Consider the following 19,404-nt stretch of genomic DNA (forward strand, 5'->3'; position numbering starts at 1 on the left):
ATTTTAATGGACAACAAGTACTGCGCATTTTGCTGAATTTACAACCTTATCTGCCACACTACCCATAATAAATCTATCGAAGCCAGATTTACCAGAACTACCCATTACAATCAGGTCAATATCCTCTTCCTGGGCAACCTCTAAAATGACTCTAGCAGGTGACCCTTCCCTGATTACATGAGTAATCTTTAAATCATCATCATTTAATTCATCAAATTCCTTGAGATTTTCTTCTGATCTTTCCTTTAAGATTTGGTTTAACTGGTATATCTCATCATCCAATGGAAGTCCGTTAACAAAATTATTTTCTGTGACACTCACAGCAACTATTTCAGCCCCACTAACCTTTGATAGGAATAACGCATGTTTCCCAGCTTTCTTTGCGAATTCTGAACCGTCTGTAGGAACCAATATCTTTTTATACATCATTAACATCTCCCATAATATATGGATTCATATCCATGATATTATACATTTATCTTTTTGTTAATGGTATATAATATATTTTTCGTTTCTACACGATTGCATATATTAAGGTATGGATTTTTAGAAAAAGATTTTAAAACATTGAACTCGGCAAAACTATCCTCTGAAATTACCTGCTTTTCGACAACACTGTTGATTTCAAATCCGCAGATATTGGTTGTTGCCATTTTAACCAATTCTTTAGGGTCGATATAATTTTTATGATAAACGGACATCAGCTTTATGGTAAATTCCAATTCCCTGAACATGTCCGGTGAGTTGAGCATCACATTGTCGCTTCCAAGCAATGGCCTTATTCCCAACCCAAGCATTTTACTTAAAGGAGCCACACCGACGTTTAATGTCGCATTTGCCCTTGGACAGACCACAACATTCTGACCTGACCTGGATACAAGTTCCAAATCATTGGATTTCGGATTTGTCAGGTGGACAAGCTGGTCGAAATTGCTCTTAACGCCCTTGGCGATTTCAGTCAGCCTATCATTGTTTAATGACTCAATCTGATTGGATTCTGATTCCGCCACATGAATTGATGAGATTTTGCCCTGTTTGCTGCATTCCTCAGAGATTAGACGGGCAACTTCAGGAGTTATTTCACCGAATCCGCTCGGAGCGATTCCATCGGCAATTTTCAGAAGTTTCTGGATGGCTTTTTTAACCTTTCCCAAATCGGGATCATCGCCATAGAAGCTGTCGTCACGGCCAAGAATTATTGGTTTGATTGGAAGGCCCTCTGAAGCCTTCATCAAAAGCTTGACGCCCCTGATTCCGCCTTCCCTGTAATCAATGAAATGGGTTGTTCCGGAGTCAATCATGTCCTGCATGGATTGCCTCATGGCATCGATTAGATCATCATCTTCGGCATTTGCAAGGGCAACATGCTTGACGCCATTTGGAGGCTTAACCATTTCAGCCAATGTAAGGCTATAACCCTCATCCTTGATTATGGAGTCACCAATGTGAACATGGCCGTTGATAAATGACGGGCATACGACGGCACCATCTACATCTATGATTTTGCCCTCTTTTGCATCCTTTGCAATCTCAATGATTTTCCCATTGTCCACAACGATATTTTCACGGACTGGAGTCAAATCCTGGCCTTTCAATATAATTCCATTTGATACAGTAAACATTAAAGTAAAATCTAATTTTTTTTATTAAAGTATTTTTGTATTCCATAAATTTATTAAATTTGAAAAACAATAATATAAACTAGATATCGTTAAAATTCGATAATCTCTTTTTTAAACCATCAAGGTGATTTCTATTAACTCCCAGGAAATAAGATACTTTTACAGGAATATTGTTAAAACCGGCAACGTATACCGGGTCAAATACAACAATAAGGATTATGGAGAGTTCAGAAAATTATCCGATGCATTATATGAAAGGGATGCGCTGTTTTTTTGTAATTTCGATTATGACCTGCTTGTCGAATGCGACCTTGAAAACAAGTATGAAAATATGGAATTGCCTCCTTTTCCCGAAAAACGCCCAAAAGGCAGAATCAAGGGAACAAAATTCAATAAAAAGGAAAGGGAAGGGGAAATCCTTTTTGACCACAAGATAAGGAAATTCTACATTAAAAAAGGCGACGACATCATAGGTCATTACGACACAATGACTGAAGCATTCTATTATAAGAAGCTTTTGATGGACAGTGACTGGGACCTGAGTGTCCTGAAAAGCAACATCACCGAAAGAATTGAGGTCAACGCAGTCATTGATCAAAGCAAAGAGTATAAGGTTCAGCTCAACTTCTGTCCCAAGTGTAAAAGCAGGCTTAAAATCGGTGAAGAGGAATGTCCTTCATGCGGTATTAACATTAAGGATTATTTGTATAATAATTAAAAAAAGGATAGAGAATAATTATTCTCCATCAACATATTCATTTAAGGATTTTACATTGATTTCATTATTCTGAACAGCTTCAATAGCATTCAAGACTGCTCTTGCTCCTGCCAAAGTGGTAACGTAAGGTATACCTAACTCAATGGCCAAACGTCTGATGATATAACCGTCCTTGGCGGATTGCTTACCTTCAGAGGTGTTGATAATCAGGTCGATTTCATTGTTTAGAATTGCGTCCCTGATGTTAGGAGATCCCTGTGACACTTTCAGGATTTTTTCAACTGAATCAAGACCTGTTGCATCACCGGTACCTGCAGTTGCCACAATATCAAATCCTAAATTGGCAGCCTTTTCAGCGATTGGCCTGATTTTCTTCTTGTCGGCTTCCTTGACGCTGATGAAAATCTTACCCTCCTTAGGAAGTTCCATGTTTGCTGAAAGCTGTGACTTGTAGAATGCCATTCCAAAGCTGTCATCTATACCTATGCTTTCACCGGTTGATTTCATTTCAGGTCCAAGCACTGTATCGGATTCAGGAAGTTTCAGGAATGGGAATACTGATTCCTTTACAGCCACGTGACCTATCTTGATTTCCTTTTCAAGTCCGAAGTCCCTTAATTTGGCACCGTTCATGATCCATGTTGCAACTTTTGCCAATGGCACACCGATGGCTTTGCTCACAAACGGAACTGTCCTACTTGCACGAGGGTTTGCCTCGATGATGTATACCATTTCCTCATCAAGCTTGACAGCATACTGAATGTTCATCAAACCTTTGACGTCCAATTCCAAGGCCAGCTTGGTTGAATGCTCACGGATTGTGTTGAGGATATGTTCCGGAATTGTCTGAGGAGGTATCACGCATGCTGAATCTCCTGAATGAACACCTGCTTCCTCGATGTGTTCCATGATTCCTGCAATGAATACATCCTCACCGTCGCATAACAGGTCCACATCAAGCTCGATGGCATCTTCAAGGAACTTGTCCACAAGGATAGGGTGGTCAGGTGAGACCTTAACTGCCTCTTTCATATATTCCTCAAGCTCGTTCATGTCATAAACGATTTCCATTGCCCTTCCCCCGATAACATATGACGGACGTACAAGGACAGGGAATGTGATTCTTTCTGCAATCTCTTTTGCCTCTTCGAATGAATTTGCTGTTCCGTATGGTGCCTGATGAATGTGAAGTTTTTCAAGAAGCTCTGCAAAGAGTTCCCTGTCTTCTACTCTGTCGATACTGTCGTATGGTGTTCCCCATATCTTGACGCCGGCATTTGCAAGCGGCACGGCAAGGTTGATTGAGGTCTGTCCTCCGAACTGCACGATGACACCGTCAGGTTTTTCCTGTTCGATTACTCCCATCACATCCTCATAGGTCAACGGTTCAAAGAACAGCTTGTCTGAAATGTCATAATCTGTACTTACGGTTTCAGGGTTGTTGTTGATTAGGATTGTTTCTATTCCCTCTTCTTTTAATGCCAAGGAGGAGTGTACACAACAGTAATCGAATTCTATACCCTGTCCGATTCTGATAGGTCCTGCACCAAGAATAACCACTTTTTTCTTTGTTGTTGAAGTCAGCTCGTTACCCTCATCATAGCTGCTGTAGTAGTATGGGGTTTTTGCCTCAAACTCTGCAGCGCAGGTGTCCACCATCTTGTAGGACTGTTTGATGTTGTATCTGGTAAGCAGGTTTTTGATATACTCTTCAGTCTGGCCGGACAGTTCCGCCAGACGCTTGTTTGAGCATCCCATCTGTTTTGCCTTTCTCAGGTATTCCTCATCGTCAAGCTTTTCAGCTGTAATGTCGTTTTCAAACTCTACGATGTTTTTGATTTTGTAGAGGAAGAAATTGTCGATTTTGGTGAGTTCACGAATCTTGTCGATATCCATTCCGTCCTTTATTGCTGAATAAATCTGGAAGTAGATGAGATCAGTCGGATGAGCAAGGTCCTCCTCACTCCATTCGACATATTCAAATCCGTCGAATCCCATGTCAAGTGACCTTAACGCTTTCTGGAATGCCTCTTCAAAGGTTCTTCCGATAGCCATTACCTCTCCGGTTGCCTTCATCTGAACTCCAACTTCACGGCTGATTCCCTTGAACTTGTCAAACGGCCATCTTGGGATTTTGATAACAACATAATCGATAGCAGGCTCGAATGATGCAGGGGTTTCCTTTGTGATGTCGTTTTTGATTTCATCCAAAGTCAGTCCCAATGCGACTTTTGATGAGATTTTAGCGATTGGGTAACCTGTTGCCTTTGATGCAAGCGCACTGCTTCTTGATACCCTTGGGTTTACTTCGATGACCTTGTATTCATCGGTTTCAGGGTTCAGCGCAAACTGAATGTTACATCCTCCACGGATTCCCAATGCTCTGATAATCTTGATTGATGCGTCACGCATTTTCTGGATGGTTTCATCACACAGACACTGGATAGGAGCGACTACAACACTGTCTCCTGTATGGATTCCCATAGGGTCTATGTTTTCCATGGTACATACGATGATACAGGTGTCTTCCTTATCCCTCATTACTTCAAATTCGATTTCCTTCCATCCGAGTACTGATTCGTCGATGAGAACCTGGTTGATGAAACTCATGTCAAGTCCGTGATTTGCGATTTCAATGAGTTCCTCCTCGTTGTGGGCAATTCCCCCACCGGTTCCTCCTAATGTGAAAGCAGGCCTTACGATAACAGGATATCCGATATCCTCAACCGCTTCAAGGGCTGCATCTACGCTTTCAACAGCGTGACATTTTGGAATTTGCTCTCCGATTTCTTCCATAAGGTTTGCAAATAAGTCACGGTCCTCCACATCCTTAATTGTCTGAACGTCAGAACCTATTACCTTAATTCCTTCAAGCAATCCCAGATCTCCAAGTCCTGTTGCAATGTTCAATCCGGTTTGTCCACCCATGGTTGGTAAAATAGCGTCAATTTCCTCTTCTTCAATAATTTTTGCAACGACTTCAGGAGTCAACGGTTCAGTGTAAACAGTGTCGGCCATTCCCAGGTCGGTTTGAATTGTAGCAGGATTACTGTTGACGAGCACTGTTTCAATACCTTCTTCTCTTAGTGATTTACATGCTTGTGAACCAGAATAATCGAATTCTGCTGCTTGTCCGATTTGAATAGGTCCGGAACCAATAATCAATACTTTTTTAATATCTTTATCTACTGGCATTTGTAATCCTCCTATTAATAATCATCCATCATTTGGTTAAATTCGTCAAAAATGTGTCTTGTATCGTTCGGACCAGGTCCCGCTTCAGGGTGGTACTGTATACAATGCAGCGGCAGCTCCTTATGGGAAATTCCTTCAGGTGTGCCGTCATTCAGATTGATTTGAGTCAATACCAAATCGGTTTCCTTCAGGGATTCCTTGTCAATTGTGAAACCGTGGTTCTGTGAAGTAATGAACACTTTTCCAGTGTTCAAGTCTTTTACCGGCTGGTTTTCCCCACGGTGTCCGAATTTCATCTTATATGATCTTGCGCCGAATGATTTGGCAATGAGCTGCTGACCCATACAGATACCGAAAATAGGCAGCCTGTTTGATAGCTTTTTCATGGTTTCGATGGTCTCTGACACCCTGTCAGGGTTTCCAGGTCCTGATGTAATCATGAGTCCTGACGGAGAATAGTCAAGGACTGTCTTGTAGTCTGTGTCATACGGAAACAATACGACTCCGATGTCACGTTCCAAAAATGAGTTGATGATGTTTTTCTTGACACCGCAGTCAATCAATGCAACCTTCCTGTCTGCATCCTCATTGAATATCTTGATTTCCTTTGTGGAAACCAAAGGCACAACATCCCTGTCTTCAATGCTTGGCTGTGATTTTGCCATTTCCAGGAGCTTGTCATCATCTATATCTTCTGTTGTGATTGCCGCTTTAAGTGAACCTCTTTCTCTGATTTTAAGTGTCAAATCACGAGTGTCGATTCCGCTGATTCCGGGAGTTTCAAACTCTTTTAAAAATTCGTCCAATGTTTTTTGAGGTCCGAAGTTTGAAAGCTGACTGCAAACTTCACGACAAACAAATCCTTCAACCTGAATCTTGTCAGATTGATACCACTCTTCACTTACGCCGTGATTACCTTCAAGCGGGTAAGTGGACATTAATATTTCTCCTTTAAAAGATGGATCAGTCAATGATTCGGTGTAACCGCCCATACCTGTGGAAAAAACGAGTTCTCCTAATTTGGTGGTTTCATAACCGAATGCTTCACCTTTTAAAATAGTTCCATCTTCCAAAGCCAATTTAGCTATTTTTACCATTAAATCACCATAATAAAATATAAAAATTTACTATCTTTATTATATTTTATTTTAGATTATTATTAAACTTTGTTTTTTAGCAGGGAAATCCTCATTTTTTGAAAAAAAAATTCAATTTTTAAAATTCAATTTTGAAAATTTATTAATTAAAATGACCAAAATAAGACTATGGACAAGGAATCTGAAAAGTTAATTAAAAATCAGATGAAAAACCCGAATGATTTCAGGAAATTCAAGAAACTGATTGGGGAAACCAAAGCTTACGACGTTCCAAAGTCATTTACCGGAGAGCTGAGGCCTTATCAAAAGATAGGTTATTCATGGCTTGTCTCCAATGTCAGATATAAGTTCGGATGCATACTGGCGGATGACATGGGGCTGGGTAAAACGGTCCAGGTTTTAACCGCAATACTCCATTTCAAGGAGGCAAATCCTCTGGACAGCGAGCCGTCACTGATCATTGTCCCTCCGACACTGATATCCAACTGGGAAAATGAAATCAAAAAGTTCACACCGGAACTGTCATATTACATCTATCACGGGTCAAACAGGACATTCCCGTTTGAGGAATATGACATAATGCTTACATCCTATGGAGTGATAAGGCTTGATTTGGACATGTTTTTAGACAAAACATGGTTCATATGCGTCATTGATGAGGCTCAAAACATCAAAAATCCGAATACCCAGCAGACAAAGGCAATCAAGAACGTCAAGGCAAAAACAAAGATTGCCCTTACAGGTACTCCCATTGAAAACAAATTGACTGATTACTGGTCAATATTTGATTTTGTAAACAAGGGATACCTATCATCACTGGACAGCTTCAAGGCGAACTACGTGATGAGAATCGAGAGGCTTGAAGAGACAAAGACGCTGGAAAAGTTCAGGACAATAACAAAGCCGTTTGTCATGAGGCGCCTTAAGACCCATGACAACATCAAGGACGAGCTTCCAGACAAGATCGTCAATGACATCTACTGCAGCCTGACAAACAAGCAAATCAAGTTATACAATGCGATAATGGACGGCATATTTGAGGATTTGGAAGGAAAAACAGGCATTGAAAGACGTGGAATCATCTTAAACATCATTACCGGCCTTAAACAGGCATGCAATCATCCGGCACAGTTCCTGCGTTCTGACAATCCGAAGATTTCGGAATCCGGAAAGATGGAACTTCTGATTACAATCCTTGAAAACATCCGGGATATGGATGAAAAGGTGATAATATTCACCCAATACGCCCAGATGGGCAAAATCATAAAGAAACTTGTATCCAAAAAGCTGAAAACCGAGGTGCTCTTTTTACACGGTTCACTTTCCCAGCAGAAAAGAACGGAAGTGATTGAGACTTTCCAGGAAAACAAGGACTGCAAGATTCTTGTTGCCACACTCAAGACAGGTGGTGTCGGACTGAACCTGACGGCCGCACAGAACGTTATCCATTATGACCTGTGGTGGAATCCTGCAATCGAAAACCAGGCAACGGACAGGGTCCACAGGATCGGTCAGAAAAGCGATGTGATGGTATACAGGTTCATCACAAAGGGAACCCTTGAAGAAGTGATTGACGAGATGAGCAAAAACAAGCTGAATCTCGCTGAAAAGGCCATAAGCAGCGATGAAACATTCATCACCGAAATGACCGATGAGGAGCTGAAGGAAAAATTATCGCTGAGGCTATGACAACTACTCTATCCTCAGGCTGAAATTGAGGCTTCTTGAGGAATGTGTCAGCGCCCCGATTGAAATGATGTCGACGCCATATTCAACATAATCCATGATATTGTCCTTTGTGATTCCGCCTGAAACCTCTATCAGAGAATTCTGACGGATATTGAGCTTTTCAAGCTCGTCAATGACATTTTTGACTTCATTTCCGGACATGTTGTCAAGCATCACAATGTCCGCACCGTTTTCAACACATTCAACCGCATCGTCCAATGTTTCAACTTCTATTTCTATTTTTTTGGAAAAGCTTGTGTTTTCCTTGGCCTTCAAAAGCGCATCCAATGGAGATCCGCAAACTGCAATGTGATTGTCCTTAATGAGAACCATATCATCCAAACTGAAGCGATGAGTGTCAACGCCGCCGACAGTGAGAGCATACTTGTCAAATTTCGCTATTCCGGGAGATGTTTTTCGGGTGCCTGCAATCCTTACGCCGTAATCACGAACCAAATCGGCATATTCGGCAGCGGCACTGGCAACACCGCTCATCCTCATGAGCAGATTCAGTGCGGTACGTTCAAGAAGCAATATTGTTCTTGCATCACCCCTGAATAATATAAGCAAGTCGTTTTTAGAGATTCTGACTCCCTCCTTCAAACAGAGAGTAATCTCAACACCATATTCTTCAAATAATTCACGAATGACATCAATTCCTGCCAAAATGCCCTCATCCTTTGATACGATAGACGCATTTACAATCTTGTCCTTTTCAACCACCGCATTTGAGGTAATGTCCCCGAATCCTTCATCTTCAGCCAGCATGTATTCAATAATCTTATCCAAAAAATCACCTAAAATTTAATATAATTATGAATATATAATTAATTCTATATTAATATTGAAGTGATAGATTATGGAAGTAACATTTTTAGGAACCTCATCGGCAGTCCATTCGAAAGACCGCAACCATCCCTCAATTGCACTCAAGGCTTTTGGGGATGTATTCCTGTTCGATTGCGGTGAAGGGACACAAAGGCAATTATTGTTTACCAATGTAAGCCCTATGAAAATATCAAAAGTGTTCATCACACATTTTCATGGTGACCACATATTGGGCCTTCCGGGATTGCTTCAATCCATGAGCCTGAATGGAAGGGAATCAAAATTAACGGTTTACGGCCCAAGAGGTTTGAACAAATTGAAGGATGCCATTTACAGTTTAGGTTACTGTGCAATCGAGTATCCTGTGGAATTTATTGAAATTGACACCGGAATCATTGAAGAAACAGATGAATATGTCATCAGGGCACAAAGCGTAAGGCACAATGTTCCGTCATTAGCCTATTCCATTGAAGAAAAGAAAAAGCCAAGGTTTTTGCGTGAAAAGGCCATTGAGCTGGGAGTTCCAGTTGGCCCTGCCTTTGGAAAGCTGCACAATGGAGAGGAGATTGAAATCGATGGGCGAACCATAAAGCCTGAGCAGGTTCTCGGCCCCCCAAGAAAAGGGATTAAGATAACCTATTCTGGAGACACCCGTCCCTGTGAAGAGATGATCATGTTTGCAAGGGACAGCACATTGCTCATCCATGAGTCAACTTTCATACAAAAAGAAGCGCAGAATGCTGAAGAGTATGGCCATTCCACTTCAAAGGATGCGGCTTTTGTTGCCCGTGAATCAAACAGCAAAAAACTGATAATCACCCACATAAGCACAAGATATGGAGAGGAATACGCTCAGATAATGTTAAAGGAAGCCCAGGAAATCTTTGAAAACACAGAATTGGCCGAAGATTATATGGAAGAAATTGTTCGAGGCAAATCATGAATATTCCAACAGTGGACGACCCTACAACAACCTTAATCTATATTCTGCTTATCATTATTGCGGCATCAATACTTACACGTGTCGTTGCCTTTTTAATGAATAAGATGAAAAGATTTAAAACGGATATGACCTTAGTTTATCTCGTCAGAGACATCATTAATTATATTATCTACTTTATCGCATTGATGGTCATTCTGCAATTCTTTGGAATCAATCTGACCGGAACACTATTGAGTTTGGGTATTGTCGGTATTGCAGTGAGTTTTGCTGCAAAGGATATCATCTCAAACCTGTTTTCCGGAATCGTACTGATTCTTGGAAAAAGCATAAAAGTCGGAGACACGCTTGAAATCAAAGGCAAAAAGGGAATTGTGGAACGAGTCACACTCAGGTCCACAATCATTGTTGACGACATCGGAGTTAAGGACCATATTCCAAATTCAACCCTGACAAATGAACCATACCTGCAGTATAAGGCTCCTGAAAAGTATAGGGTGGACATATTGACTGGGTTGGCATTAGATGTTGACATTGAGGAGTTTAAGGATTATATCACAGGAAAGATTTCAGAGTATGATGAAATCTTAAAGGAACCGAAACCTGATGTCTATGCAAAGGAGATATCATTTAAACAAAGTAAAGTGAAAGTATCATTTTGGGTAAAAGACTTTAATAGCAAAGACAAATATAAATTAATAATCACAAATGAAATAAGAAAATATGTTGAAAATGGGTGGAAAGTATGAATAACTCACTTCAAGAAGAAATTTTAAAGTTAAAAGAAGAGAAAAATGCAATAATCCTTGCACACAACTACCAGCCTAAAGAAGTTCAGGAGATTGCTGATTTTTTAGGCGATTCACTGGAATTGTGCATAAAGGCTTCCGAAATAGACGACAAGGATTTGGTAATATTCTGCGGAGTTGACTTTATGGCAGAAACCGCATTTATCCTAAATCCGGATAAGAAAATCATCATTCCCACACTTGAGGCAGAATGTCCTATGGCACATATGCTTCCTGAAGAGGAACTGCTAAAGGCAAAAGAGGAGCATCCTGATGCGGGAGTCATTCTTTACGTCAACAGTATTGCTGAGGCAAAGCAGCACGCAGACACATTATGTACCTCCGCAAATGCAGCTAAGATTGCTGAAAGCCTGCCGCAGGACAAGATATTGTTCGGACCGGATAAAAATCTGGGAACCTATGTTGCAGAAAAGACCGACAAGGAAATCATTCCTGTTCCAAAGGACGGCCATTGCTATGTCCACAGACTATTCCATGTTGAAGACGTTGAGCTTAAAAGAAAAGAATATCCTAACGCTGAGATAATCTGCCACCCAGAATGTAAGCTTGAAGTTCAAAAAGCATGTGACGAAGTGATGTCAACCGGAGGAATGCTCAGACACATTGCTTCAAGCGACAAGGAGGAATTCGTAATCGGAACCGAAATAGACATGATTACAAGAATCAACTCAGAGGTGCCGGGCAAAAAACTCTATCCTATGCTTGAAGGGGCAATCTGTGAAACAATGAAACTGCACACCCTTGAAAAAATCAGAGATTCACTTGTCAATGAAGCTCCTGAAGTCACATTGCCTAAGGATGTCGCTGACAAATCCAGAAAAGCAGTTGAACATATGTTAAACGCTAGTTAAACTAGCTTTAACACCTTATTTTTTAAATTGCTCTAAAAAGGCGATGACAACTTCGCCAACAGGAGCATAATCTTTTTCTTCAAAGTAATAATTCTCTTTCTTATCTTCCTGTTTTATGACAATTGAATTTGGAACCAGTTCTTTAAACGGCAGCATATCCAATTCAAAATTGAAATAGTTATCATTGGTTCCGACGAACAATGATTTGGCCTTAATATTGCCCAGTTTATCCACCACATCATATTCCATAGAACATTCATTTCTGAATTTGAAATCATAGATGTCCCTGAAGATGCATTCATCATTGAAATCCTCAAATATTGCGGTAATTTCATCATTGTTTAAATTATTAAATATTTTTTTAGAGGAAGAATGAGCAAAAAGAAGCGCATTTACTGCAATCATATTCTTAGTTTTTGAAATGCTATACCCATCGGTATAATAATCCTCAGTTGAATCCATGATAAGCTCCAAAACTTTTGAAATGATAAATCTGTATCCTGAAACCTTAGCGGCAGAATTTACAATAAAAATGAATTCCATTTCATCAGGAAACTCACATGCCCATGTTAAAACTACATAACCTCCAATACCTTCCCCAACCAGACCCAAGATTTTTCTTATTTTAAATTTTTCCGCCAAAAACTGTTTTAAAAAATTTATTCCATCAGTGTAGGTATATCTTGGAAATTCATAATTCAAACCGGTGGATGAAGGAGAACATGACCCAGGAGTTCCTAACGGACTGACTACAATAAAATAGAATTCATCAGTAAAATTACCATGGCTCATTATGTACTTATGAGATTCACTTAAAAAGGAATAGACTCCATTGAATGTAGAAAAAAATAAGACTGCATTAGTAATGAATCCCTCTTCATCATATTTTGGAGTGCCGAAAACCTTATATTCAACTTCAACATTCTCCAACACTCTTCCATACTCAAATTCAAATGAATCCATTACATGAATATTTTTTTCAAGATACATTTTAAAAAACCTCTTTCAATTAATACATAGTGATTATGAACATATAAATTTTTTTTAGAATGCTTTGAAAATAATTGGTAAAAAATCAAAATACAACCGTATTTAAAACATTAAAGTATAAAATATGTTACATATCTTCAAGAAAACTTGACAAAAAGACATTCATCTCTATTTCCTCACGGGCAATGAAATCGTCCAACCTTATTTTTGCAACGTCGCTTTTGAAAGGATACAATTCATCACGAAAATACATTGTCAATACCATGACCTCACCCCTAACAACAATATCCTCGTTTAAATTGGTTTTCAGGTAATCCAACTGCATTTCGGACAATCCTGAAATGGAGTATTCGATGAACTTCTTATCGTCCCTGTCACCGTAATCCGAAATATTGACTATCATCAAAACCCATCCATGAATTCCTTCAATTCATCTGAAATTGTTTCAAGTTCGTTAAAGCACAGATGCCCCAATTCTGAGTCCATTACAATCAGCCGGGAATTTTCAATCATTTCAGACATCGGAACACCATCCAGTTCCGGCGGGAAATGAGGGTCCTGTTTGCATGCAACGATTAACACATCGGAAGTGATCTTATCCAAATCATCCTCAACATCAAAGTTCATGCAGGATTCATTGCAGTATTTCAAATCGTAAATGTCAATTTCAAGCATCTCATTTCCGAATGTTTCGAATTCAGCGGCCAGTTCCTCTTTAGGCATTGCCCTTAATGCCTCCTTGGACAGTCCAAAATTAAACTCGGCAAGGTTTGCCAACCTCAAAGTCCTTATTAATGAATAGGTCATTTCGCCTTTTGCATAATCCGGATCGGAAGTTATGATTTCGTCCACAAATTTCGAAAGGATGTAATCATGGCCTGCAACCTTGTAGCTGCTTACGCCGCATATGATGAAATCCTGAAAATCAGGATAGAGGATTGCCTGTGTAAGACCGACAAATCCTCCCATCGAATTGCCGATCAGTCCCACAACATGTCCGATGCCGAATTTTTCATCTAAAAATTGTTTTTGGAAATTGACGACATCGGCAAGGGAGTATTTTGGAAACCTGTTTTTCAAATCGGTTGTAGAAGGGGAGCAGGATCCTGGAGCCCCCAAAGCGGACATGCTGATGAAAAAGTATTTGTCCCCATCAAAGGCATCGCCCTTTTCGGTCAGCGGCAAAATCTTGTTTATTCCGGCAAATGTTCCAAGAGAACCTGAACAGTAAAGAATTGCATTGTCAATAACTCCGTTCTCATCATATTTAGGAGTTCCAAAGGTCATATATTCAACAACAGCATCATCAATTATCTCACCGTTTTCAAATTCAAACGAATCCATGGTAAAATACTCTTTCTTTTCTTCAAAATATTCATCATCGTAAATGGAAATTCCTCCCCCGAACTATAATAATTGATTTTGAAAACAAATTATTTAAATTAATCTAAACAATGTAAATTGTGATGAAATATAAAATTTTAGAAAAACCTAATTGTGAAGATGCTTATGATTTGATTGAAGAGGCACTTAGAAAAAGGGCCACAATACTTATTTTTGCATGCTGTAAGGTAAACTATGAAGGAAGAGCCCTGAGTGAATTGAACTGGGGAGAGAGAATAATAATGATTAAGCCGGACGGGGCATTTCTAATCCATCAGGAAAAAAAGGTGGAGCCGGTAAACTGGCAGCCTCCAAAATCCCGAACAAGAGCTTACATAAAAAATGACAACCTGTTTTTGGAAAGCCACAGAAGAACCCCAAAAGAGCTTTTGACCGTTGAGATAAAGCATGTCCAATTCATCAACTATGCGAATGTGGAGGACTTTGAGGAGCTTGAACAGGCCGGATATGAAAAGGACATGAGCGACATGATAATGGAAAAGCCACATATAATCGAAGAGGGATTCAAGCCGACCACAAGAGAATACAGCGTTGAGCACGGATTCATTGACATTTTAGGAAAGGACAGCGACAACAATTTGATGATTCTGGAACTGAAAGCCCGAAAAGCGGGAGTGACCGCAGTAAAACAGCTCAGAAGATACATTCAGGATATGGAAAATACCGACAATGACTATTTAAGGGAAGTTGAAGCCGAAAAGAAAAAGATAAGGGGTTTGCTTGTTGCGCCGTCAATCATGGATGATGCACTTGAGATGATTGAAGAGGAAGGAATCGAATTCGTATCCGTTGAACCTCCCCGTGAGTTAAAAAGAGACAAGAAAGTGACTCTGGATTTCTTCTAATCCAGGGCATCTTCAATTTTTTTCAATTCCGCCTCATAGAATTTTTGAGTGAATTCATTTGCCGGAGTTGAAGTGGTTACATGACAGTCCTTTTCCAATTTGTAAATGAGATATTCCTCGCCGTCAAGGGGAATGCTTTCATCATCGCTCAAAACATCAAGACCGTCCAATTCTGATAAAATATTTTGATATTCATTTTCCTCCAATTCGATGACATCATCCAATTCCATTTCCTGGACCTTTGGATTCAACTGCATCGCAATGGCAACAAATCCGTTGACCGTTTTATCTGAAAGTGAAAATTGTGAATTTCTGATTTCATCCATGGAAAACTTAATATGGGTTATTGTATTTTTGGTAACCGGTATTTCTCTGGATAGGCCTATCTGATTGATTTCATAATGATTTTTCCATTCGCCAATTTTATAAACTGCATAATTTATGTCATCAAGATTAATAATTTCTTCATCTGCCATACTATCACATTAATTAAATATATTTTTATAATATAAAAATTAAATGTAACATTTAATGGAGGTAAATCTGTGAAAAAATGTCCAGAATGTGGAAATCCTAGTTATGATGGTGCTCCCGTTTGCGGTAATTGCGGTTATCAATTCCCCAAACAGAAAGCTAAAGCACCTAAAAAAGAGGATATTTTCCAAGAAAAACCAAAAACAGAGAAAAAGACCAATGACGAAGGCACTCTTACCATTATTAAGAGAAAGAAGTTAGTTATTGGAATTATCTTAATTATAACATTGATTGTTATTTGTGGAATTGTACTTATGGGATCAAATCATAATACTTCAAGCAGTAGTAACTCTAACCCAATACTTCAATCAAATGATTTAGTTGAATACAAGGATGGAGATTTTTCATTCAAATATCCAAAATCATGGCAAGAAGTAAATGGAAGTGATGAGGAACACAGCAGTGCGGTATTTTTCAAAAATCCGGAAAATACAACTATTGAATACTACAACATTACTACTACAGCAAAATCCCTAAAAGAAATAACACAACAAAGAATCACTCACGCTCAAGAAGGCGGAGATTATGTCGAACTTGTTGAAACAATAACCGTAGACGGTAGAAACTCCTCAAATATGCTACTGGAAAATGCAAATGGAGACTACACCAGATATATTTCAATGTTCAGTGATGGAAAACTCTATGTTTTCAAAATAACCGGAGACGCTGAAAACTCCCTTACATCTCAAGACATTGAAAACGCAATAAGTTCAGCAGACATCGCTTAAGTATGATTTAATTCATACTTTTTTCTATTTTTTGTGTTAACATGAATAAAGTCAGAATTGCCCTTTGTCAGATGAATGTAGTGGATGACAAAAAGGCCAATCTTAAAAAAGCAGGCTCATTTATAGCCGACAGTGCACACAGCAATGCAGATTTTATAGTTTTGCCCGAAATGTTCAACTGCCCCTATTCAAATGACAAGTTTGTCGAATACGGCGAAAATGAGCATGACAGCTGCACATTAAATACTATTTCTCAACTTGCCGAATCATATAACGTTTACATCCTTGCGGGATCCATCCCCGAAAGGGAAGGCGACAAGCTATACAATACCAGCTACCTATTCGACAAAACAGGCTCAATCATAGCAAAACACAGGAAAATGCATCTTTTTGACATTGACGTCAAAGGCAGAATCACCTTCAAGGAATCAGATGTTTTGACTGCAGGAGATGACTTTACAATTGCCGACACTGATTTCGGAAGAATAGGCATCGGAATATGCTATGACGTTCGATTTGTCGAACTTGCAAGGATAATGGCTGAAAAGGGTGCTGAAATTCTGTTTTATCCGGGAGCATTCAACCAGACAACCGGCCCCGCACATTGGGAACTGCTATTTCGCTCAAGAGCACTGGACAATCAGGTTTTCTGCATAGGAGTTGCACCTGCATTGAATATTGATGCAAGCTATCACAGCTATGGCCATTCAATCATTGCAAATCCATGGGGAGAAGTAATTGCCCAGGCGGGAGAAAAAGAGGAACTAGTCATCTGTGAAATTGATTTGAGTGAAATAAAAAAAGTAAGAGAAGAGCTTCCCGTTTTAAAAAACAAAAGGAAAGATCTCTATGAAGTCATTGAAAAATGACTATTTTAACTTGGCCAATCTTTTTTCGAAGTAGTCAACCTTTTTGGTGCCTTCAAAGACTTCGATTGCGGTTTCTATGACCCTGACCTCATTGTCATAGTCATCAGCCTTTCTGTATAGAATACATAATCTTTTGTATGGAGCATCCTTAGTCTGTTTTGCCTCTACATAGCGTTCATATTCTTTAATGGCTTTTTGCAGATTGGTTTTTTCCATCTCCTTAATTGTGCTCATAGGAATAACCTTTACAACCGCTTCACCGGATGCCTTGGCTTTTTGTCTTTTTTGAGCTTTCTTGATTGCCTTGTTACAGGATTTCTTGAAGTCCTTATCCTCTTCAGCTTTTCTTGCATCCTTGATTAATTTGATTGATTCATCACTTGCAAGGTCACCCAATGCCTGAATAGCTGCAAGCCTGACTCCCCAATCCTCATCCTCAAGACATTTTGCAATTGAATCGAGCTCGTCTTCAGCCTGAAGTTCGCCCAAAGCACGTACTGCAACCTTTCTAACTCCAAAATCATCATCGGAAGTTGCCTCTAAAAAATAAGGAATGACTCTTTTATCTTCAGTTTCTTTAAGTGCAAAGGCTAAAAAACGTTTGTCCTTACCTTCCGCATTTGTAAACTCTTCAATTAATTTATCGACAGCCACATCTCCCATGCTGCCTAAAATTTCAGCCGCTTTGAATCTTACTTGTGCATTATCGTCAGTGGTGGCTTTGATTAACGGTTCGATAGCTTCTTCATCAGTGATTCCAACCAATGATTCGATAGCTTCCTTTCTGACCTTAACATCATCGTCGGATAAATTGTTAATTGCTTCTTCAAAACTTAAATTTGACATAGTTATAGTTAGATTTTAGGAATATATAATCTTTAATGATATTCTTAAAACCACAAAAATCTGCATTAAAAAGTATTTGATATACCCTCATTGCGACTGAAAGTGTAATGGCTTGCAATAGCCATTGACTAATGCAAATGCCGTTCCACCAAATGAAAGATAGAAATGCAATCAGTGATTATATTAACCCTTCCATCAATTATTCAATGGGAGATTATTCTGTAAAAAATCAAAAATAAAAATGGACTGCAGATGAGAGATATCATCTGCTAACCTTAACACTTGATTTTACGATGTCCTTAAGATAAGTGACCTTAAAAGCATAAGTTTTGCCTTTCTCAAGCTTTTTGATAACAGCCTTTTTAACAGTGACTTTTGCAATTCCCTTGGAGTTGATTTTGGCCTTATAGATTTTGCCTTTGAATTTGAATGTTATTTTCTTGCCTTTAACCAATTTACCGTTGATTTTAAGTTTGGCCTTAAGGGTAAACTTCTTGGCGGTCTTTTTGACTGTGACCTTGCTGGTTGTCAGGACATGTTTTATGGTGACTTTGTTTGTGTAGGTTCTGCCATTGTATTTGGTTGTTATTGTGTATTTTCCAGGACCACCAATTATTTTGACTTTGGCCACGCCGTTCATGTCAGTTTTTACTGTTGTGGTCTTTTTGTTGATAATGAATGTGATTTTTTCACCGGCCCCAACGGCACGGCCGTCAGCAGTTACAACCCTTACGGTGAAGTATGAACCCCCATTATAATCAACTGAAATGTCATTGTTATTGATGATTTTTGTATCATCCCTGACGGTGTAGACCTTAAGACAAACGGTCTTGTTTTGAAGTGTTATATCGCTCCATGACTTGCCGTCAGAACTTACAAAACTCATTCCTGCAATGTAGTGTTGTCTTGAATATGCCTGATAAGGAAGCGCATTGCTTTTGAAGACAACCTTGAATTTGTCTCCCGTTTTGACTGGAATGTATCTGTTCAAAACGATTGTGCTAAATCCTGCAAAATCGCTTACACCGCTTTGCGTGTGGACCTTCTCGCCGTTGACATACACATCAAATGAGTAAGCGATTCCGGAGCTGTTGAAGTATGTTCCGACAGCGCCGATCAATTCGTCATACTTTGATGTGAATTCGTTTGATTGAACCTCTCCGACCTGTAGAGGTCGGAGATTCTTAGGTAATCCATTCTATATGAATGGAAAATATTTTAAGCTATCCCCTAGGCCCCCTAGGTTCTGTTTTTAGTGTTTTTAACCCTTCGTTTAAGATGTTGATTGCTGCGTTGTGGTCTCTTTCATGATGTGTGCCGCATTTTGGGCAATTCCATTGTCTGTCTTTTAGGGTTATGTTGTTGTTTTTGTGGCCGCATTTGTGGCATGTTTTTGTGGA

General features: G+C 39.4%; 19 protein-coding genes and 1 pseudogene. 8 read left to right on the top strand and 12 right to left on the bottom strand.

Annotation, left to right across the window (positions count from 1 at the left end; genetic code table 11):
* Positions 1 to 3 precede the first annotated feature (3 nt).
* On the bottom strand, positions 4 to 426 hold the full coding sequence (locus QZ138_RS02970; RefSeq protein WP_292601746.1) for a universal stress protein: 423 nt from the start codon (positions 424 to 426) through the stop codon (positions 4 to 6).
* Between the two features lie 41 nt (positions 427 to 467).
* Positions 468 to 1,622, bottom strand: a complete 1,155-nt coding sequence (locus tag QZ138_RS02975; RefSeq protein ID WP_292886049.1) for an amidohydrolase family protein — start codon at positions 1,620 to 1,622, stop codon at positions 468 to 470.
* A 124-nt stretch (positions 1,623 to 1,746) separates the two neighbouring features.
* Here QZ138_RS02975 and QZ138_RS02980 point away from each other — a divergent pair, with 124 nt between their 5' ends.
* Positions 1,747 to 2,340: a zinc ribbon domain-containing protein gene (locus tag QZ138_RS02980; protein ID WP_292601610.1), complete on the top strand. Its 594-nt coding sequence runs from the start codon at positions 1,747 to 1,749 to the stop codon at positions 2,338 to 2,340.
* Positions 2,341 to 2,358: 18 nt separating this feature from the next.
* On the opposite strand, the gene carB is transcribed toward QZ138_RS02980, so the two are convergent.
* Positions 2,359 to 5,535, bottom strand: coding sequence for a carbamoyl-phosphate synthase large subunit (carB, locus tag QZ138_RS02985; RefSeq protein WP_292886053.1), 3,177 nt, complete (start codon positions 5,533 to 5,535; stop codon positions 2,359 to 2,361).
* Between the two features lie 14 nt (positions 5,536 to 5,549).
* The gene (carA, locus tag QZ138_RS02990; protein ID WP_292886056.1) at positions 5,550 to 6,632 is read right to left on the bottom strand and encodes a glutamine-hydrolyzing carbamoyl-phosphate synthase small subunit; all 1,083 of its coding nucleotides are present in this window, start codon (positions 6,630 to 6,632) and stop codon (positions 5,550 to 5,552) included.
* A 168-nt stretch (positions 6,633 to 6,800) separates the two neighbouring features.
* Here carA and QZ138_RS02995 point away from each other — a divergent pair, with 168 nt between their 5' ends.
* The gene (locus QZ138_RS02995; RefSeq protein ID WP_292886059.1) at positions 6,801 to 8,321 is read left to right on the top strand and encodes a DEAD/DEAH box helicase; all 1,521 of its coding nucleotides are present in this window, start codon (positions 6,801 to 6,803) and stop codon (positions 8,319 to 8,321) included.
* 3 nt (positions 8,322 to 8,324) lie between these two features.
* Here the strand turns inward: QZ138_RS02995 and nadC are convergent, their stop codons facing one another.
* Entirely contained in the window at positions 8,325 to 9,149 is an 825-nt protein-coding gene (nadC, locus tag QZ138_RS03000; protein WP_292886062.1) for a carboxylating nicotinate-nucleotide diphosphorylase, read from the bottom strand.
* 70 nt (positions 9,150 to 9,219) lie between these two features.
* Here nadC and rnz point away from each other — a divergent pair, with 70 nt between their 5' ends.
* Genes rnz through nadA form a run of 3 tightly spaced genes read left to right on the top strand, consistent with a single transcriptional unit; the run spans position 9,220 to position 11,788 of the window.
* Positions 9,220 to 10,131 carry a ribonuclease Z gene (gene rnz / locus QZ138_RS03005; RefSeq protein WP_292886065.1) on the top strand — a complete coding sequence of 304 codons (912 nt, stop codon included), beginning with the start codon at positions 9,220 to 9,222 and terminating at the stop codon, positions 10,129 to 10,131.
* Positions 10,128 to 10,877 (top strand): mechanosensitive ion channel family protein, encoded by a 750-nt coding sequence (locus QZ138_RS03010; protein WP_292886067.1) that lies wholly within the window; start codon positions 10,128 to 10,130, stop codon positions 10,875 to 10,877. Before rnz ends, QZ138_RS03010 begins: the two co-directional genes overlap by 4 nt.
* On the top strand, positions 10,874 to 11,788 hold the full coding sequence (gene nadA, locus QZ138_RS03015) for a quinolinate synthase NadA (RefSeq protein ID WP_292886070.1): 915 nt from the start codon (positions 10,874 to 10,876) through the stop codon (positions 11,786 to 11,788). The genes QZ138_RS03010 and nadA overlap by 4 nt, the downstream gene beginning before the upstream one ends.
* Positions 11,789 to 11,803: 15 nt before the next feature.
* Here the strand turns inward: nadA and QZ138_RS03020 are convergent, their stop codons facing one another.
* The 3 genes from QZ138_RS03020 to QZ138_RS03030 form a co-directional block, all read right to left on the bottom strand.
* Complete coding sequence (locus QZ138_RS03020) at positions 11,804 to 12,778, bottom strand: hypothetical protein (protein WP_292886073.1); 975 nt, start codon at positions 12,776 to 12,778, stop codon at positions 11,804 to 11,806.
* A 127-nt stretch (positions 12,779 to 12,905) separates the two neighbouring features.
* Positions 12,906 to 13,181, bottom strand: a complete 276-nt coding sequence (locus QZ138_RS03025; protein ID WP_292886076.1) for a DUF5750 family protein — start codon at positions 13,179 to 13,181, stop codon at positions 12,906 to 12,908.
* On the bottom strand, positions 13,181 to 14,122 hold the full coding sequence (locus QZ138_RS03030; protein ID WP_292886078.1) for an alpha/beta fold hydrolase: 942 nt from the start codon (positions 14,120 to 14,122) through the stop codon (positions 13,181 to 13,183). Before QZ138_RS03030 ends, QZ138_RS03025 begins: the two co-directional genes overlap by 1 nt.
* A 122-nt stretch (positions 14,123 to 14,244) precedes the next feature.
* Between QZ138_RS03030 and nucS the strand changes: the two genes are divergently transcribed.
* Positions 14,245 to 15,027, top strand: coding sequence for an endonuclease NucS (gene nucS / locus QZ138_RS03035; protein ID WP_292886081.1), 783 nt, complete (start codon positions 14,245 to 14,247; stop codon positions 15,025 to 15,027).
* Here the strand turns inward: nucS and QZ138_RS03040 are convergent.
* Positions 15,024 to 15,503 carry a hypothetical protein gene (locus tag QZ138_RS03040; protein ID WP_292886084.1) on the bottom strand — a complete coding sequence of 160 codons (480 nt, stop codon included), beginning with the start codon at positions 15,501 to 15,503 and terminating at the stop codon, positions 15,024 to 15,026. The genes nucS and QZ138_RS03040 overlap by 4 nt on opposite strands.
* Positions 15,504 to 15,572: 69 nt before the next feature.
* Between QZ138_RS03040 and QZ138_RS03045 the strand changes: the two genes are divergently transcribed.
* Positions 15,573 to 16,289, top strand: coding sequence for a zinc ribbon domain-containing protein (locus QZ138_RS03045; RefSeq protein WP_292886086.1), 717 nt, complete (start codon positions 15,573 to 15,575; stop codon positions 16,287 to 16,289).
* Positions 16,290 to 16,330: 41 nt separating this feature from the next.
* Positions 16,331 to 17,158, top strand: coding sequence for a carbon-nitrogen hydrolase family protein (locus QZ138_RS03050; RefSeq protein WP_292886089.1), 828 nt, complete (start codon positions 16,331 to 16,333; stop codon positions 17,156 to 17,158).
* Here the strand turns inward: QZ138_RS03050 and QZ138_RS03055 are convergent, their stop codons facing one another.
* From QZ138_RS03055 to QZ138_RS11395, 3 genes and pseudogenes are all read right to left on the bottom strand, one after another.
* On the bottom strand, positions 17,159 to 18,004 hold the full coding sequence (locus QZ138_RS03055) for a HEAT repeat domain-containing protein (protein WP_292886092.1): 846 nt from the start codon (positions 18,002 to 18,004) through the stop codon (positions 17,159 to 17,161).
* A 262-nt stretch (positions 18,005 to 18,266) separates the two neighbouring features.
* Positions 18,267 to 19,145, bottom strand: a pseudogene (locus tag QZ138_RS03060) (lectin like domain-containing protein); the annotation flags it as partial.
* Positions 19,146 to 19,227: 82 nt separating this feature from the next.
* On the bottom strand, positions 19,228 to 19,404 hold a 177-nt coding region (locus QZ138_RS11395; RefSeq protein WP_369334564.1), incomplete at its 5' end, for a zinc ribbon domain-containing protein.

Source organism: Methanobrevibacter sp. UBA212, from assembly GCF_905233225.1.
GTDB lineage: Archaea > Methanobacteriota > Methanobacteria > Methanobacteriales > Methanobacteriaceae > Methanocatella.

Coding starts and splice junctions, on each gene's coding strand:
- QZ138_RS02970 (WP_292601746.1), bottom strand. CDS start 426: ATGTATAAAAAGATATTGGTTCCTACAGACGGTTCAGAATTCGCAAAG.
- QZ138_RS02975 (WP_292886049.1), bottom strand. CDS start 1,622: ATGTTTACTGTATCAAATGGAATTATATTGAAAGGCCAGGATTTGACT.
- carB (WP_292886053.1), bottom strand. CDS start 5,535: ATGCCAGTAGATAAAGATATTAAAAAAGTATTGATTATTGGTTCCGGA.
- carA (WP_292886056.1), bottom strand. CDS start 6,632: ATGGTAAAAATAGCTAAATTGGCTTTGGAAGATGGAACTATTTTAAAA.
- QZ138_RS02995 (WP_292886059.1), top strand. CDS start 6,801: ATGGACAAGGAATCTGAAAAGTTAATTAAAAATCAGATGAAAAACCCG.
- rnz (WP_292886065.1), top strand. CDS start 9,220: ATGGAAGTAACATTTTTAGGAACCTCATCGGCAGTCCATTCGAAAGAC.
- QZ138_RS03010 (WP_292886067.1), top strand. CDS start 10,128: ATGAATATTCCAACAGTGGACGACCCTACAACAACCTTAATCTATATT.
- nadA (WP_292886070.1), top strand. CDS start 10,874: ATGAATAACTCACTTCAAGAAGAAATTTTAAAGTTAAAAGAAGAGAAA.
- QZ138_RS03020 (WP_292886073.1), bottom strand. CDS start 12,778: ATGTATCTTGAAAAAAATATTCATGTAATGGATTCATTTGAATTTGAG.
- QZ138_RS03025 (WP_292886076.1), bottom strand. CDS start 13,181: ATGATAGTCAATATTTCGGATTACGGTGACAGGGACGATAAGAAGTTC.
- QZ138_RS03030 (WP_292886078.1), bottom strand. CDS start 14,122: ATGGATTCGTTTGAATTTGAAAACGGTGAGATAATTGATGATGCTGTT.
- nucS (WP_292886081.1), top strand. CDS start 14,245: ATGAAATATAAAATTTTAGAAAAACCTAATTGTGAAGATGCTTATGAT.
- QZ138_RS03040 (WP_292886084.1), bottom strand. CDS start 15,503: ATGGCAGATGAAGAAATTATTAATCTTGATGACATAAATTATGCAGTT.
- QZ138_RS03050 (WP_292886089.1), top strand. CDS start 16,331: ATGAATAAAGTCAGAATTGCCCTTTGTCAGATGAATGTAGTGGATGAC.
- QZ138_RS03055 (WP_292886092.1), bottom strand. CDS start 18,004: ATGTCAAATTTAAGTTTTGAAGAAGCAATTAACAATTTATCCGACGAT.